At 29.4% G+C, this 16700-nt stretch carries 18 protein-coding genes; 5 read left to right on the plus strand and 13 right to left on the minus strand.

Annotation, left to right across the window (positions count from 1 at the left end):
* Positions 1-32: 32 nt before the first annotated feature.
* Positions 33-314, plus strand: coding sequence for a hypothetical protein (locus tag G8C43_RS08050; protein WP_160542434.1), 282 nt, complete (start codon positions 33-35; stop codon positions 312-314).
* Here the strand turns inward: G8C43_RS08050 and G8C43_RS10070 are convergent.
* From G8C43_RS10070 to G8C43_RS08085, 7 genes are all read right to left on the minus strand, one after another.
* Complete coding sequence (locus G8C43_RS10070) at positions 301-744, minus strand: exosortase F system-associated membrane protein (RefSeq protein WP_166005312.1); 444 nt, start codon at positions 742-744, stop codon at positions 301-303. The two genes, G8C43_RS08050 and G8C43_RS10070, sit on opposite strands and share 14 nt — an antisense overlap.
* A 4-nt stretch (positions 745-748) precedes the next feature.
* Complete coding sequence (xrtF, locus tag G8C43_RS08060) at positions 749-1279, minus strand: exosortase family protein XrtF (RefSeq protein WP_166005314.1); 531 nt, start codon at positions 1277-1279, stop codon at positions 749-751.
* A 316-nt stretch (positions 1280-1595) separates the two neighbouring features.
* A complete protein-coding gene (gene pnp / locus G8C43_RS08065; RefSeq protein WP_166005316.1) occupies positions 1596-3743 on the minus strand; it encodes a polyribonucleotide nucleotidyltransferase in 2148 nt (715 codons plus the stop codon).
* A 260-nt stretch (positions 3744-4003) separates the two neighbouring features.
* Positions 4004-4273, minus strand: a complete 270-nt coding sequence (gene rpsO / locus G8C43_RS08070; protein WP_105297112.1) for a 30S ribosomal protein S15 — start codon at positions 4271-4273, stop codon at positions 4004-4006.
* Between the two features lie 136 nt (positions 4274-4409).
* A complete protein-coding gene (locus tag G8C43_RS08075; RefSeq protein ID WP_105297113.1) occupies positions 4410-4868 on the minus strand; it encodes an META domain-containing protein in 459 nt (152 codons plus the stop codon).
* A 97-nt stretch (positions 4869-4965) separates the two neighbouring features.
* Positions 4966-5250: a rhodanese-like domain-containing protein gene (locus G8C43_RS08080; protein ID WP_160542430.1), complete on the minus strand. Its 285-nt coding sequence runs from the start codon at positions 5248-5250 to the stop codon at positions 4966-4968.
* 2 nt (positions 5251-5252) lie between these two features.
* On the minus strand, positions 5253-7271 hold the full coding sequence (locus G8C43_RS08085; RefSeq protein WP_166005317.1) for a M13 family metallopeptidase: 2019 nt from the start codon (positions 7269-7271) through the stop codon (positions 5253-5255).
* Between the two features lie 156 nt (positions 7272-7427).
* On the opposite strand from G8C43_RS08085, the gene G8C43_RS08090 reads away from it, so the two are divergent.
* Positions 7428-8120 carry a cell division ATP-binding protein FtsE gene (locus G8C43_RS08090; RefSeq protein ID WP_105297116.1) on the plus strand — a complete coding sequence of 231 codons (693 nt, stop codon included), beginning with the start codon at positions 7428-7430 and terminating at the stop codon, positions 8118-8120.
* Between the two features lie 29 nt (positions 8121-8149).
* The gene (locus G8C43_RS08095) at positions 8150-9046 is read left to right on the plus strand and encodes a glycosyltransferase family 2 protein (RefSeq protein WP_166005318.1); all 897 of its coding nucleotides are present in this window, start codon (positions 8150-8152) and stop codon (positions 9044-9046) included.
* Here G8C43_RS08095 and G8C43_RS08100 read toward each other — a convergent pair.
* A complete protein-coding gene (locus G8C43_RS08100; protein WP_166005319.1) occupies positions 9031-10158 on the minus strand; it encodes a glycosyltransferase in 1128 nt (375 codons plus the stop codon). The two genes, G8C43_RS08095 and G8C43_RS08100, sit on opposite strands and share 16 nt — an antisense overlap.
* 72 nt (positions 10159-10230) lie before the next feature.
* On the opposite strand from G8C43_RS08100, the gene G8C43_RS08105 reads away from it, so the two are divergent.
* A complete protein-coding gene (locus G8C43_RS08105; RefSeq protein WP_166005320.1) occupies positions 10231-11376 on the plus strand; it encodes a glycosyltransferase in 1146 nt (381 codons plus the stop codon).
* 9 nt (positions 11377-11385) lie between these two features.
* Positions 11386-12630: an oligosaccharide flippase family protein gene (locus G8C43_RS08110; protein ID WP_166005321.1), complete on the plus strand. Its 1245-nt coding sequence runs from the start codon at positions 11386-11388 to the stop codon at positions 12628-12630.
* Here the strand turns inward: G8C43_RS08110 and G8C43_RS08115 are convergent.
* The 5 genes from G8C43_RS08115 to G8C43_RS08135 all read right to left on the minus strand — a co-directional run bounded on the left by G8C43_RS08115 (position 12627) and on the right by G8C43_RS08135 (position 16675).
* Positions 12627-13316, minus strand: a complete 690-nt coding sequence (locus tag G8C43_RS08115) for an RluA family pseudouridine synthase (protein ID WP_166005322.1) — start codon at positions 13314-13316, stop codon at positions 12627-12629. The genes G8C43_RS08110 and G8C43_RS08115 overlap by 4 nt on opposite strands.
* A 67-nt stretch (positions 13317-13383) precedes the next feature.
* Positions 13384-14199, minus strand: coding sequence for a 3-methyl-2-oxobutanoate hydroxymethyltransferase (gene panB / locus G8C43_RS08120; RefSeq protein WP_160542424.1), 816 nt, complete (start codon positions 14197-14199; stop codon positions 13384-13386).
* A 436-nt stretch (positions 14200-14635) separates the two neighbouring features.
* Positions 14636-15457, minus strand: a complete 822-nt coding sequence (locus G8C43_RS08125) for an undecaprenyl-diphosphate phosphatase (RefSeq protein ID WP_160542423.1) — start codon at positions 15455-15457, stop codon at positions 14636-14638.
* Positions 15454-15747, minus strand: a complete 294-nt coding sequence (locus tag G8C43_RS08130; RefSeq protein ID WP_166005323.1) for a DUF3098 domain-containing protein — start codon at positions 15745-15747, stop codon at positions 15454-15456. The genes G8C43_RS08125 and G8C43_RS08130 overlap by 4 nt, the downstream gene beginning before the upstream one ends.
* Before the next feature lie 28 nt (positions 15748-15775).
* Complete coding sequence (locus tag G8C43_RS08135; protein WP_166005324.1) at positions 15776-16675, minus strand: cell division protein FtsX; 900 nt, start codon at positions 16673-16675, stop codon at positions 15776-15778.
* Positions 16676-16700: the final 25 nt, after the last annotated feature.

Genomic DNA, 16700 nt, shown 5'->3' on the forward strand with positions numbered 1-16700 from the left:
CATAAATTTATTATCTAAAATATATTATAATAATGAAAAGTTCAATAATTATTGGTATTCTATTTTTAATCCTGGGAATAGCCTTAGGGTACATCCAATGTAATGGATCAAAAGAACCCTTTTTAACAATTACATTAGTTATTGGTTTATTGGCCGGTTCCGGAATAGGTCTCATATTAGGTGCTATTGGCGGTTATAGCAGTAAAACGCAAAGTATAAAGAGAAAAGCTAGAGAAGCCGAAAGAGAAGTTATGAGAAATAAGCTACAAAATCAAGAAACAACAACCAATAACGATACTCCTAACGGGAATTAGAGGGTAAATTCTTATAATAATATATTGCGGGTATAAGCAATAGTAAAAATATAGGCTGAATTAAAACTCTTCTTATATAAAATGTTGGCATGTAACCCAAACTAAAATTGGTTAGTAAGGAAAATAAATAAAGGGATATAAAAATAAGGAATCCAATACCTAAAATATAGGAACATACTTTCGTTATTTTTTTATCATTGTACCATAAATATATAATCACAAGCGTTATAAAAGAATTTAATCCGTATCGAAAGATAAGAAACGTCGTAAGTTTTATGAGATTAAATTCAGGGGGAATTTGATGATTAAAATCTTTTTGTTTAAAAAATAAGAGTAGAGGATCATAAAACAAAGAGGTTTCAAATTTTCGTACCAAAATTAAAGCAAGTATGCTTAGTAGAATTCCAATAATTTTACCTGTTTTTTTCATATTTTTATTTCTTTTTAAATATGAAATATTTAATCCATACAATCCATAATATAATGATCAATCCGTATATAATTGATGGAAATAAATAGTCATGGCTGAATTTTCCATATTGCGGATAATAATAAAATATATAATTAATAAAGCTTATCCTTACAATGTTTATTAAGTATATAAATAAGATAGTTATAACCAGATAAATACAGGTTTTTTTGAAAGAATTAGCAAAAGCTATTATAAACGATAGGTAAAGAATAATTACCGACAAAGCATTGCACCCCTCATTTATAATGCTGACAAATTTATTATTGATATAAAAACGCATGAAATTTTCATGATCTATATGGATCGCCTTGCTTGTAATACCAATACATTGGAGTAAACAAGACGATTGTTTAGCAACGTTAAAAGTATAAATATCACAGGTCGCCAGGTCATTTTGATAATAAGTAAGATACCAATAATAGAGTGCTGTTAAAATTAAATAAACAGAGAAAAATTTAAGTAAACTTATAAATATGGGCCTATATTCTTTCATGAAAAAGAAACTAAAATATAAAAATATAAATTATTATAATTATAAGTATTGCAATTACTAAATATCTTATACTTTAATTATAAGTTTCAAGATATATAGTTAAGATGCGAACTAGTCGGATTATTTCAGTTTTTTAGTAATACTATAGTTTTAAATATTTTACTGAAATAATAAGTAGTTGAAAATAAGGACTTTACCAATATGCGTAAAAAAAGTAGGTAAAATCTGATTTTTATAAAATATATTTCATTCAATGAATTAAATAAAAAAAGGTTGAAATTATTTTCAACCTTTTTTATTATTTTATTATAAAGTATTATTTTTTACTTTCAGAATCCTTTTTTTCAGGTTTGGGTAATAAGACTTTTCTTGAAAGTTTAATCTTTTTCTTATCGTCTACACCTAAATATTTCACTTCAATGATATCTCCAAGCTTAACGGAATCTTCAACTTTTTCCAAACGTCTCCATTCTAACTCGGAAATATGAACCAATCCTTCAACACCTTTAGAAATCTCAACAAATGCTCCAAAAGGTTTTATTGAAACCACTTTAGCTTTGTAAGTAGCTCCAACCTCAGGAACGAAAGCTATTTGTTTAATTTTTTCAATTGCTTCATCAATTTTGGTTTGATCAACTCCCGATATTTCAACTTTTCCTACATCATTACTCTCTTCAATCGTAATTACAGTGTCTGTATCTTTTTGAAGTTGTTGAATGATTTTTCCTCCGGGTCCGATAACAGCGCCAATAAAGTCTTTAGGAATTTCCAAAGATACCAATTTAGGTGCATTGGGTTTCAAATGATCATTAGGAGCGGAGATGGTTTCCAATATTTTACCTAAAATATGTAAACGTCCTTCCTTCGCTTGATTCAAAGCTTTTTCCATAATTTCAAAAGATAACCCTTGAATTTTAATATCCATTTGGCAAGCGGTAATACCGTCAGCAGTACCGGTTACTTTAAAGTCCATATCTCCTAAATGGTCTTCATCTCCAAGTATATCAGAAAGAACGCTCCATTTGCCTGATTCCTTATCAGTGATTAACCCCATGGCTATACCGGATACAGGTTTCTTTATTTTAATACCCGCATCCATTAATGCTAATGTTCCTGCGCAAACAGTTGCCATTGAAGAAGAACCGTTAGATTCTAAAATATCGGAAACAACACGTATAGTATACGGAGAATCTTTTGGAATAACATATTTTAAGGCTCTTTGAGCTAAATTACCATGACCTATTTCTCTACGAGAAACCCCTCTTACCGGTCTAACTTCACCGGTTGAAAATGGCGGGAAATTATAATGTAAATAGAATTTTTCTTCGTGTTGAGATATTACATTGTCCACTCGATTGGCATCCAATGAAGAACCTAGGGTAACAGTAGTCAATGATTGAGTTTCACCGCGTGTAAAAATGGCTGATCCGTGAGATCCCGGAAGGTAATTAACTTCACACCAAATAGGTCGGATAGTTTTTGTGTCTCTACCATCTAAACGAATGCCTTCATTTAATATAAGTTGTCTAACAGCGTCTTTTTGTACATCATGAAAATAAGTAGCGGCTAAAGATTTTTTTTCTTCTAATTCTTCTTCAGTATATCTTGATAAAAATTCTTCTAAAACAGCATCAAATTTTTCGCTTCTCTCATGTTTTTCAGAAGGTGTTTTGGCTATATCATAAATTTTTTGATAAGAAAATTCTGTAATAGCACTTCTTAATTCTTCATCATGAGTTTCATGGCAATATTCCCTTTTAGGCTGAGATTTTCCAACCTTAGCGGCTAATCTTTCTTCAGCATCAATTTGTTTTTTAATGGCTTCATGAGCTACTGAAATTGCATCGATCATATCTTTTTCAGAAATTTCACTCATTTCTCCTTCAATCATAACAATTGAATCTTTGGAAGCACCCACCATTATATCAAGATCAAATCCTTCATCCATTTGAGCAAGGCTCGGATTAATGATGTACTTTCCGTTATGGCGAATAATTCGAACTTCAGAAATTGGTCCGTTAAAAGGAATATCAGTGATGCTTATAGCTGCTGAAGCCGCTAGTCCTGCTAATGAATCGGGAAGTATGGAGCCATCGTACGAAATAAGTTGAATCATTACCTGTATTTCGGCATGAAAGTCGTCGGGAAATAAAGGGCGTAGAACACGGTCTACCAATCGCATGGTTAGTATTTCTTCATCCGTTGGTCTTCCCTCTCTTTTCATAAATCCACCCGGAATACGTCCTCCGGCTGAGAATTTATCCCTGTAATCCACTGTAAGAGGTAGAAAATCTACTCCGGGATTAGCCTCTTTTGCAGCCACTACTGTTGCTAATAACATGGTTCCACCACATGTAACTACCACAGAGCCATCTGCTTGTTTAGCAAGTTTTCCGGTTTCTAAGATGATTTCTCTTCCATCATCCAAGACAATTTTTTCTGTAATTGCTTTTGGAATCTCCATAAAAAATAAAAAATTTGTTAATAAATATATAATAAAGCAAAAAGAAAAGGTAGTGTTGATAAAATAGCTACTTATCTTAAATAGGAAAACACCAGAGAACACTCAAGTCCATTAAAATAATAAAGATTAATGGAATTCAGTGCTCAGTGTGTTAAAATATATAAAATGAATAACTTATTAAATTAAACTTTTTTCTTTTCGTGCTTTTTTCAAAAGATAATAAAAGAGGCAATTGATAAATTGCCTCTTTATAATTTCTTTTACTTACGAATACCTAATTCTGCAATAATTGCTCTATATCTGTTGATATCTTTTTTCTTTAGATAATCAAGTAATTTTTTTCTTTTTCCCACTAATGCCACTAAAGCTCTTTCAGTATTGAAATCTTTATGATTTCTTTTAAGATGCTGTGTTAAATGGTTAATTCTAAAGGTAAACAAAGCTACCTGTCCTTCAGCGCTACCGGTATTTTTTTCATCTTTACCGTGTTTAGCGAAAATTTCTTTTTTTACATCTGATGTTAGATACATGCCAATATTATTTTAATGATTATTATGTATTGAGCAGCAAATATATAACTTTTTTTTAGATGTAAAGAAAATAAGAGTGCTTTTGTGAAAAATACACTCTTATTTATATAGTTTGCTGTATCTTACTAGTATTTACTTATTTTGTTAACGGAGCAAATTCAAGTACTACTTTACCATCTTGAACAAATTGTAAAGTGTAATTAGTAAATACTAAGGTACTTCTTTTACCCATTAATTCTAAAAATCTAGGCTCTTGGTTGTATTCAGGACAAGCCATAAGAGTTGAAACCATTGGACTAGGATTATATACATTACCAATTAGAGCAAAGGAACCGTTATATTGATTGCATCCTGCATTACCATTGGTTCTGTTTTTATCAAAGTCAAAATTTAAAGTAGGAATTTCTCCTTTAAATGAATTTGTTGCTAACGTACCGTCTATAGAAGTTAGATACCATGTACCTCTTAGTTTAATTTGTAATTCTTTATCATCCACTTTTTGTGCAACATTTTTGGTAGAATTACAACTTTGAAATGTAGTACCTAAAAATAATAAGAATAAACTGGTAATACTAATTTTAATTAAATTTTTCATATATTATATTAAATTAAATTTTTAAGCTTTTATAAGCCTTTTTTAACTTTTAAAGCGTTATCTCAAATATTTTGCCAAAGTATAAATTCAGGATAAATTAGGAATTTAACAATTGATTAATTTCTTTAAATCCACCGCCATTATATATATCATTAAATCCTTCTTTTTTGAGGTAGTTAACTATTTTTTCGGATCGTATTCCTGATCTGCAAAATACTATAAGTGGGGTAGAAAAGTTGCGAATTTCTTCTATTTTAGATGGTATCTCATTCATAGGAATTAAAATAGCTCCTTCTACTTTTCCTTCTTTAATTAATTCTTCTTTTTCTCTTACATCCAGAAGGGTTGCCGAGCTTTTTTTCAAAAGTTCTTTTAGATCCATAATTACCAAATAATAATTCTTTCTTTTTTAGGTTTAAACATTTTATCTCCTTTTTGTACATTAAATGCTTTATAAAAGCCTTCAACATTTTCTAGAGGTGCAATCGCTCTATAATAACCCGGAGCATGTGGATCTGTTTTAATTTGGTTAACTAAAGCTTCTTCCTTGGATTTGGTTCTCCATATGGTTGCCCAAGATATAAAATATCTTTGTTGCGGTGTAAAATTATCAATTTTACCGGGATTACCTTTTTCTTTTAAATAAATTTGTAAGGCATCATAAGCAATGGCAACTCCGCCTAAATCGGCTATATTTTCACCTAATGTTAATTTTCCGTTTATATGTAGACCCGGAATGGGTTCATAAGAGTTATATTGTTTTTCAAGTGCTTGAGTAGCTTTCTCAAATTTTTCTTTATCCTCAGGTGTCCACCAATCTTTTAAATTTCCATCTCCATCAAATTGAGAACCGCTATCATCAAATCCGTGAGATATTTCATGACCGATTACGGCTCCGATTCCACCAAAATTTATTGCTGCATCTGCTTTATAATCATAAAATGGAGGCTGTAAAATAGCTGCCGGAAATACAATTTCATTATAAGAAGGATTATAATAGGCATTTACTGTTTGAGGAGACATCAGCCATTCGGTTTTATCAACCGGTTTACCTATTTTGTCTTTATCTCTCTCGTAATTAAATACAATAGCATTTAATTTATTTTGAAAATAAGATCCACCTTCTTTTACAGATTTTATTTCTAGTTTAGAATAGTCTTTCCATTTATCCGGATATCCGATCTTAACCGTAAACTTGTTTAGCTTATCTAATGCTTTTTGTTTGGTAGGGTGAGACATCCAAGTTAAATTATTAATATGGATGGCAAAAGATTTTTTTAGATATTCAATCAATTCATTAGCGTTTCTCTTAGCTTCTTCCGGAAATACTTCAGCTACGTATAGTTTACCAAATGCTTCTCCTACTAAAGAATTGATACTTGCAAGAGCGCGTTTTTCCATTGATCTTTGCTCTGATTGTCCTCCCAATGTTTTATTGTAAAAATCAAAGTTTATATCATCCAATTCTTTGGTTAGGCTATTGGCTGCAGATCTAACAATATTTATTTTTATATAATCTTTTACTAATGAAAGGTTTTGTGGAGTAATATTATTATCTAGGTTTTCAAAATATTTTTTTTCAGGAATAATAACTGTATCTACACGTACTCCCAGTTTTGTCAAATAATCCGTTAAATTTATATTTTTGGATAATTCAGATAAACTTGTAAATGAATAAGGATTATTTTGAAGTTGCGCGTTTCTAATTTGCTCTACTGTTAAGAGATTAGAAGCTAATTGTTTTTCGAAAGCAACAATAGCGGAAGCGGTTTTATCCGGTTGTTTGTGTCCGATTACCTTTAATAATTTTGATAAATAGATTGTATAATCCTGTAATGTTTTTAAGGATTTTTCATCATTTTTTTGATAATAATCTCTTCCCAAACCTAAACTTACATCTCCTAAATATACCGCATTTTTATTGCTGTTATTTAAATCGGATTGAACGCCGTATTCATAAAAAGGATTCATTTCTAACGGAGTGAACTCGATAAGTAAATTTTGTAAGTCCGTAAGGTTTTTAACCCGGTCCACTTTTTTTAAATAAGGTTGAATAGGAGCTATGCCTTGTTTGTTTCTAGCATCCATATCCATGAATGAACTAAACAAATCTTTAATTTTTTGTCCTTCAGAACCTTTAGGATAATTTTTATTATTTGATTTTTTTAGAATCGTAAGTGATACAGAATCTGTAAATTCACGTAATTGGTCAAAGCTTCCCCATCTGGAACGGTCAGGAGGAATTTGAGTAGTTTTCATCCAATTTCCGTTAACATAGTTATAAAAATCGTCTTGCGGTCTTACTTTCTTATCCATGTACTCTTCATTAATTGCATGTTTTTGAGCAAATACTCCGGTAAAAGGCAGCAGCGCAGTTGCAATAAATAATATTAAATTTTTCATTATTAAAAATTAATTCTCAATCAAAAATAGTTAAAAATAGTCATATAAGCTATTTTTAACAAAACTTTAAAATGAAGTAAAATAAGCAATATATTTTAAATTGTTATTTTTGTGAAAATTAATTCTCTTTTATAAATACTTATACAACTTTTACTAATGAGTGAGCCTATTTTGTACTTAAGAAATGCTAATATTTATCAAAAAAACTTTTTAGTTCTAAGTCATGTTAACATGAGCTTAGAAAAGGGTGAATTTTATTATCTTATTGGTAAAACAGGTAGTGGGAAAAGCTCATTGTTAAAAATTTTATATGGAGATATTCCTTTGCTTGAGGGGCAGGGGAAAGTAGTTGATATTGATTTGGTTTCCTTGAAAGATAGTGAAATTCCTACATTAAGAAGGAAGTTAGGTATTGTATTTCAAGACTTTCAATTATTAACGGATAGGAGTGTAGAAAAGAATTTATTGTTTGTTTTAAAAGCGACCGGATGGAAAGACGCGTATGCCATCAATGAAAGAATTGAGGAGGTTTTACAAAGTGTTGGAATGGCAACAAAAAAACATAAAATGCCGCATGAACTTTCCGGAGGTGAACAGCAACGGGTAGCTATCGCAAGAGCCTTATTAAATCATCCGTCCTTAATTTTGGCAGATGAGCCGACCGGAAACTTGGATCCTGAAACTTCTAATGAGATTATGCTGTTACTTAAAGGCATTGCACAACAAAATAATTGTACCATATTAATGGCTACTCATGATTATTCGATGATTAAGAACTTTCCTGCAAAAACTATTAAATGTGAAAATGGAAAGATTTATCATGGTGATTCCAATGATCTTTTTATTTAAATTATATTAATTGAAATTTTTAAACTCCTATGATTTCAATTCTTGTTCCGGTTTATAATTATTCTATTATAAATTTAGGTAAAGAATTGGTAAAACAAGGATCAGAATTAAACGTACCCTATGAGGTACTTTTTCTTGATGATGCCTCTGTCAATCATGAAATCACTAAAAGTAATCAATTATTTTGTGCAAAAAACAATCTTACTTATATCATTTCCGAAGAAAATTTAGGAAGAGCTAAAGCCCGTAATTTTTTAGCACAAAAAGCTAACTATGAATGGTTAGTATTCATGGATTCCGATGTTATACCGGCTACTTCATCGTATCTTAAAACTTTTGTTTCATCCATTCATTGTGAAAGTCAGGTTTTAAGCGGGACTATATTATATAGGAGGAATTTGGAACAAACTATTCAGAGCTCTTTACGTTGGAAATACGGAGTTACTTATGAAGAAACTTCTCTAAAAAAAAATTCTGGTAACTCAATTTATCTTTATCTAAAAACAGCTAATGTAATGATTAGAAAAAGTATTTTTCACTCCATTCCTTTTCCTGTTTTAGAACGCAATTATGGATATGAAGATACATTGTTTGGGTTAACCTTAGAAGCAAATACTATTAAACTTGAATTAATTGAAAATCCTGTTTATCATGAGGGAATTGAATCGAACCATATATTTTTAAACAAAACAGAAGAAGCTATAAAAAATTTATCAAGTTTAATAAAACATGATGAAATACTATGTAAAAAAATCAGACTAGCAAAAGTATATTTTCAAATAAAAAAGGTGAACGGCGTTAAATTCGTTACCTATTTATTTAAAAAAAATCGTGGTTTAATGAAAAAGAATTTATTGTCCGAAAATGCAGATTTAAAAATTTTTCAGTTATACAAAATAGGGTATTTGTGTTATTTACTCGCCTGATTGAAAATATTTAACAAGGTTGATTCCTGTGCTTCCCAATTGTATTTTATTGAAGTTTTTTCCAAGTTATTTTCATAATGTTTTTTTCCTTTAGAAAGTAATAATTTTATTTTTTCTGAAATTTCAATCGCTGAATGATTGGTAATAACTTCACCAATTTGATTTTCATTTATCATATTTTTTATTTCCGGGAGATACGTTCCTAGAACGGGTATTTTAGCATGAACATAATCAAATATTTTATTGGGGAGAGCATAACGATAACTTAGGCCCCCGTCTTCTTCCAGACTTATCCCTAACTCAGCTTTAGGAGTTATTAATTTTAGTTGTTCAGGTGAAATTTCTCCTAAGAAATAAATTTTATGATCTAAACGTAATTCTTTGCATAAATTTTCGAATGTGTTTTTTAATGGGCCATTACCAATAATCCATAATTGTGCATTTTCAATATATTTCATGGCTTCTATCATTTTATCAATACCTCTGCTGAAATTAATGGCTCCTTGATATACTATAATTTTCTTACTACATGGGGTTTCAGGTAATTTAGTATGAATATTTTTATTCTTGTCAGATACAGTGGCGATGATTGGAACATTTTTAATTATAATAGGGCGGTTGCTGTATCTTTCTTCAAAAAAATCTGCATATCCTTCACTAACGGTATAAAAATATTCAATTTTGGGTATAAGATATTTTTCCAGTTTTCTCCATAGTTTTTGAGCATATCTACCTTGTATGGAGGGCAGCTCAGAGTATATTTCATGACTATCAAAGACTAAAGGAATTTTTTTAAATTTTGAAACTAAATAATTAGGTAAAAGAGAATCCAGATCGTTAGCTAATAATATGGTATGTTTATCGGATTTAAATAATAGTTTCCAGAATAATTTAAAATTAAATTCCGCAAATAATAAAAATTTTCTTTGAAAGGCAAGATGGAAACGGTGAAAAGAATAGGGTCTATTTAATGGGGGCTTTCCATATAAATTAGTACCGATAATTGAAATTTCGTAACCATTTTTATATAAGGAATTGCAAACCTTTTCTACTCTTTGATCCGTAGCTATATTATTAATTACAGAAACTAATACTTTTTTTCGTTTAGTCATTTTAACTAACAAAAATAATAAATTAATTATCTGGATAAAAATAATATATTTGTAGTTTGTTCTCTTTTACTGATGCGACAAAAATTACATATTCTTTTTTTACCTTATTGGTTTCCTTCCAGAAAAAATCCTAAAAATGGTAATTTTATCTTACGACATGCTCAAGCGGTTGCAACAATACATAAGGTAAGTATTCTTTATGTTGAAAGAGATGAACAGTTAAAAAATGAATTTGAACTTGCTACGGATAAAGAAAAAAATTTATTTATTTTAAAAATTTATTATAAAGGAAGTTCTTATAAACTCATTAACTACGTAAAAAAATGTCAAGCCTATATAAAAGGTTTACGGAAAATAGAAAAAGTAGATTTACTTCATATTCATGTCTTACATTATTATGCTATTCTTGCTTATTATTTTAAAATGAAGAAGAACATAAATTTTGTAGTTACAGAACACTGGTCGCGTTGGCTCACAAACAATTCTAGTCTGTCTTTCAAACTTTATTATCTACTAATGAAACTGATTTGTTCTAAAGCAAGTTGTCTGATACCCGTAACTAAAGATTTGGAGTTAAACATGAAAAATAAAGGAATTAAGGGGAAATTTAATATAGTTCCAAATGTGGTAAATACGGAAATTTTTAAACCATTAGATATAAAAACGAAAAAAAATGAATTTCTTCATATTTCGAATTTAATCAATGAATACAAGAATATTACAGGTATTTTAAATGTAGCCAAAAGATTAGCAGATTCAGGATATAGATTTACACTTCAAATAGGAGGGGATGGAGATAATACTCATATAAAAGAATTTATAAAAAATAATAAGCTGGAAGAATACATTTTTACTTTTGACTCTTTATCTGAAGTTGAGGTTTCGGATAAAATGAAGAATGCGGATCTATTAGTCATGTTTAGTAATACTGAAAGTCAACCGTGTGTAATTAATGAAGCATTTTCGTGCGGTTTACCGGTAATTTCGACTAAGGTAGGAGGAATTTCTGAGTTATTTCCTGAAAATTTTGGGATTCTTATAGAAAAAGGTAATGAGGATCAATTGTATGAAGCAATGGAAAAATGTATTACGGGTAAAGTAGAATTTGATGAAGCCGACGTTATGCATCAATTTTCGGAAAAACATTTTAGTATAAAAAGTATAGCCAAAAAAATGGATCAAATATATATGAATGTTATGCTCAAATACACTAAATAGATACTACCAATGATAAAAAGTTTATCATCTTTTTTACTTGAATTCCAAAAAAATAAAGGAGGATATATTGCTATGTCTCAAGTAGTAAGTAAATTGGCTATGGTAAGTAATTCGTTTTTTATAGTTAGAATTCTTACCAAAGAGGAATTTGGATCGGTTACATTAGCCTTGTCCATTTTATCATTTCTTATGCCCTTTATAAATATGGGAAGTCAAAATGCATTACTTCGTTACGGCTCATTAGTTTCCGACAATAAGGAAAAGGATATATTAAGTATTTATAATTTTAAAGTAGGTAATAAGCTCAATAGTATCACCATATTTTTATTTCTTATTATTTGCCTGTTGTTTGCTACAAAATATAACTATCTAATAATAATTTCATTACTATTGAGCTTACGTTTCGTCAGTCTTTCCTTTTTTTATCAAATACGCATAGATTTTCAAATACGAGATAATAATTATGGATATGCAATGACGGATATGGTCTTTAATGTTAGCACATTAGTAGTTTCTTTATTGTTCAGCTTTATATTTGGAGTTTATGGATATGTTGTTTCATTATCCATTTCATGTATTTTTTTTTATTGCTTCCTTAGGAAATATAGTAAGTCTAAAGAAAGTGCAAAACTTCCCGTATCTAAAAAAGAATTTTGGAAGTATTCAATAGGTAGTTCCGTAGCTAATTTTTTACATTCTTCTATTTCATCGATAGATACTTTTATGGTAGGATATTTTCTTTCGGCAGTTAGTATTGCAGAATATAGAATTTCATCTATCATTCCTTTTAATTTATTCTTTATTGCTCAAATGTTTATAGTAACAGATTATCCTAAATTTGTAAAGAATTTTAACAACAAAAAGTATTTTCAAACTTATATGAAAAATTATTTTATAATTTTTTTTGGTTTGGGAAGTTTGTTTATATCGGTATTTTTTTTATTTGGAGATTTTATAATTAATTTATTATTTGGAAGTAATTATCAGGCAAATACGGCCTTTTATATTCTTATGATTGCTTCGGTTTTTTCTTTACTCGTATTGATTCCTTTTGGAAATATTTCAGCAGCATTAGGGTTACTAAAAAACAATATTTTTGCTTCCGTAGGAGCTATTATTATTCAGCTAATTGTAGGAATATTTTTGATTCCTCACTATGGAATAGCAGGAGCAGCAATGGCAACCGGTTTAGCGTATATATTTTCAGGATTTTACAATATGAGTACTGTATATTTATATTTTAAAAAACTCTAATTTTCAAAGCTTTTCCATAAATTATCATTTTCCGGAACAGGAGCTTCCAGTACAATATTTTCCTTCTTAATGGGGTGAATAAATTCAATTTTTCTGGCTAATAGATGAATGCTGCCATCAGAGTTGGAACGATCAGCACCGTATTTTAGATCTCCTTTGATTGGACATTTAATTGCACTGAGTTGTGCTCGTATTTGATGATGTCTTCCTGTTTCCAAATCGATTTCCAATAATAGGTAATGGTCAGATTTTTTTATTATTTTATAAGTTAGAATGGCCTCTTTGGAACCGCTTTGAGCACTCGATGTATTAAAAATAATTGCCTTATTATTCTTTTCATTCTTCTTTAAATAATGAACTAACCTTTGTGTTTCAGGAATTTCATTTTTTTTTACTACTGCCCAATATGTTTTTTTAATTTCTCTTTTCTTGATCATTTCCGTCAATCGAGTAAGGGCTTTACTCGTTTTAGCAAATATAACAATGCCGGAAGTAGGACGATCAATGCGATGAACAAGTCCGGCAAAAACATTTCCGGGTTTGGAATACTTTTGCTTAATATAAGATTTTACTTCATCCAATAATGAAATATCACCGGTCTTATCTCCTTGAACGAGCTGACCGGCTTTTTTGTTTATAATGATGATATGATTATCTTCAAAAAGTATTTGATTTTCAGTAAGCATATTTTTAAAAAAATAATTCCAATAATTTAGGACACTAAAATTTTATATCCTTAAATAGGTGAAAAATTTAAAAGCTTTCTTCTTTACTTGGAAATTCTTGGCTTTTCACATCTTGAACATAATTTGAAACGGCTTCAACAATTTGTTCATGAAGATGTAAATATTTTCTGGCGAATTTAGGTTTGAAATTTTTATTTAAGCCTAGTAAATCATGAATAACTAAAACTTGACCATCAGTAACATTTCCTGCACCGATACCAATGGTAATAATATCTAATTCATTGGTTACCTTTTCTGCTAATTGAGCCGGTATTTTTTCTAATACTAGTGAAAAACACCCTATTTCCTCTAATAATTTAGCATCGGAAATTAATTTATCTGCTTCGGCATCTTCTTTCGCTCTTAACTTGAAAGATCCAAATTGATGAATGGATTGAGGAGTTAAACCTAAATGTCCCATAACAGGAATACCGGCTTTAACAATGGCTTCTACAGAATCTTTTATTTCAATTCCTCCCTCCATTTTTATTGCGGAAGCACCGGTTTCTTTCATAATTCGAACGGCAGAATGATAAGCTTGTAAAGGATCGGATTGGTAGGTACCGAAAGGTAAATCTACAACTAATAAAGCTCTTTTAATTCCTCTTGATACACATTGGGCATGATAAATCATTTGATCCAACGTTATAGGTAACGTAGTTTCATATCCTGCCATTACATTAGCTGCAGAATCGCCAACTAAAATAGCATCTATTCCGGCTTCATCTGCAAGACTTGCCATAGTGTAATCATAAGCAGTTAACATAGATATTTTTTCTCCCGAAACTTTCATTTTTTTGAAAGTTTCAGTAGTTATCTTTTTAAATTCCGAGTGTATTGACATTATTATTAGTTTTTGGTAAATTTATGATAATATTAATTAAAAAGTATTTTTTAAGCTTTATCTTGTATATAGTTTATTATATTATAAGATATTTATAAACTCAAAAAATATATAACATCTGTTAAATTTATGAATGCAAATTACATTCCTTAACTGAAAAATAAATTATAATAAAGTGTGATTATTGAGAATATCGAACGTCAGGTAATTTTTGAAGATTATATTTGGTTTTTAATAAGGTATAAATTTAAACTAAAATAAGCAATTGTGTTTATCCCATACAAAATATTTAATTTACTATTAAAATATAGAAAAATAAAAACAGTTAAATATTAATGCGAAGTAGTAGAACTATATAGTATTTAAATAAACATAAAATCTTAAATTCAACTTTTTTAAATTGAAAGTAAATATTTAATAAATAAAACTCAAAATTTTAGGCTTTTTGGAAGTAAATAAAATATATCAATAATAAAGAACCTATAATAATTCTGTACCAGCCCCAAATTTTAAATCCGTATTTTTTAATCACTCCAACAAAAAATTTAATAGCAAAAATTGCTACTACAAAGGCAACAAGGTTTCCTAAAATAAAAAGCCACATTTGATTACTATTTGAAGCCAATAGTTCATACCCTTTCATGCTGATTCCATTTTCTTCCCATGTTTTTAATGTAAGAGAATATACAGTAACCGCCAGCATAGTTGGAACTGCCAGAAAAAAAGAAAATTCAGCGGCAACCTCCCTGCTTAATTTTTGTTGCATTCCGCCAATAATTGAGGCTGCAGATCGGCTGGTACCCGGCATCATTGCTAAACATTGCCAAAAACCTATAATTACAGCTTGTTTAATTGAAATATCCTCCTCTTTAAGTATAGTAGGATTTTTGAAAAAACGATCTACAAACAGAAGTATAAATCCCCCAACAACTAAAACGATGGCAATAGGAATAGGTTTTTCTAAAATAGCATCAATTTTTTCATTAAATAATTTACCTAAAATTAAAGCAGGAATTACAGCACATATTAATTTCAAATAAAAATTTAATCTTTTAAAATCGAAAAATTTTTTCCAGTATAAAACAACAACTGCTAAGATTGCGCCCAGTTGAATACAATATTCAAACATTTTTACAAAGTTATTTTCTTGTATTCCTAAAATGGAACTGGTAAAAATCATATGGGCAGTGGAGGAAACAGGTAAATATTCTGTAAGACCTTCAACAATAGCAATAATGATCGCTTCTAACGTATTCATTTAGAGTTCTTTTTTGGATTAGAATAAGTCATGATTGAATAAATTTCGACTAAAAACCCAAGAACAATAAGAATTGGGGCCAGTCGAATTCTTCTGAAACTAAAAATATCTTCGTTCCAGTTATTCTTATCATAAACTCCATTTACAGTATTCGCATCCGGTCCTGTCATCAAAATAAGACCTAGAGCAATTAAACTCAAACCGATAAACATAAATGTATAATTTTTTTTTCCAAATAAAAAAGGTTTATCAGATTCAGAATATATATTTTTTGATGGTTGATCTTTCATAAAATTAAATTTTCAGCCAATTTAAGAATTATGAATAATATAGATCATCAATTTTAAGTTTTAAATATCTCCAAGTTGCAAACCATGTACTAACCGTTGTTATCAAAATTCCAATAAGCAAAATAAATAAAGACAAGATAATATGGTTAGAATAATCTACAATTGGCGGAAGAATATTATATCGGATAAGCATATAATTTACGGCGAATAAAAGAACTAAGGCTATTGCAGATCCTATGGCTCCTAAAATTACCGATTGAATTAAAAAGGGTTTCATAATGAAAAAACGCTTTGCACCCACTAATTGCATGGTTTTGATTATAAATCTTTTAGCGTAAATTTTCAATCGAATGGAATTATTAATTAATGAAATGGCAATTAATAAGATAATACCGGCGAGTATGGAAATACCTAAGGTAATTTTTCTAACTCCTTTATTCATCTGAGTCAATAAATTACTGTCGGATTTTACCTCATCAACTAAAACATTTTTTTGAATTTGCTTTTTTATAGTTTCAATATGTACGGAATCAGTATATTCCGGTTTTAAAGCGATAGTAATGGAAGCCGGAAATATATCTTCTTCGAAAAGAGATTGAGAGTCAACTCCTAAATCTTTTTTTGCGGTGTAAGTTGCTTGTTCTTTAGATATATACTTAGCCTTTTTTACGTAAGGATTTACTTGAATACTGTCAAGATAATTTAGTTGGGCTTTTTCGTTTTTAATTAGATTATTTTTGTTTCTGTCGTTTTTAAAGAAAACTTCAATCACCATTTGTTCTTTCAAATAATCAATATAAGAATTGGCATTAATTATAATCATGCCAATGATTCCAATTAAAAATAAGACTAAAGAAATACTGATGACTACAGTAATGTTAGAAGAACGCAATCTTCCCTTATTTAGCTTGTCTGTTTTATTGGCCATATTTTTATTAAATATTCGCTAAAAT

It is taken from the genome of Apibacter sp. B2966 (assembly GCF_011082485.1).
Taxonomy (GTDB): domain Bacteria; phylum Bacteroidota; class Bacteroidia; order Flavobacteriales; family Weeksellaceae; genus Apibacter.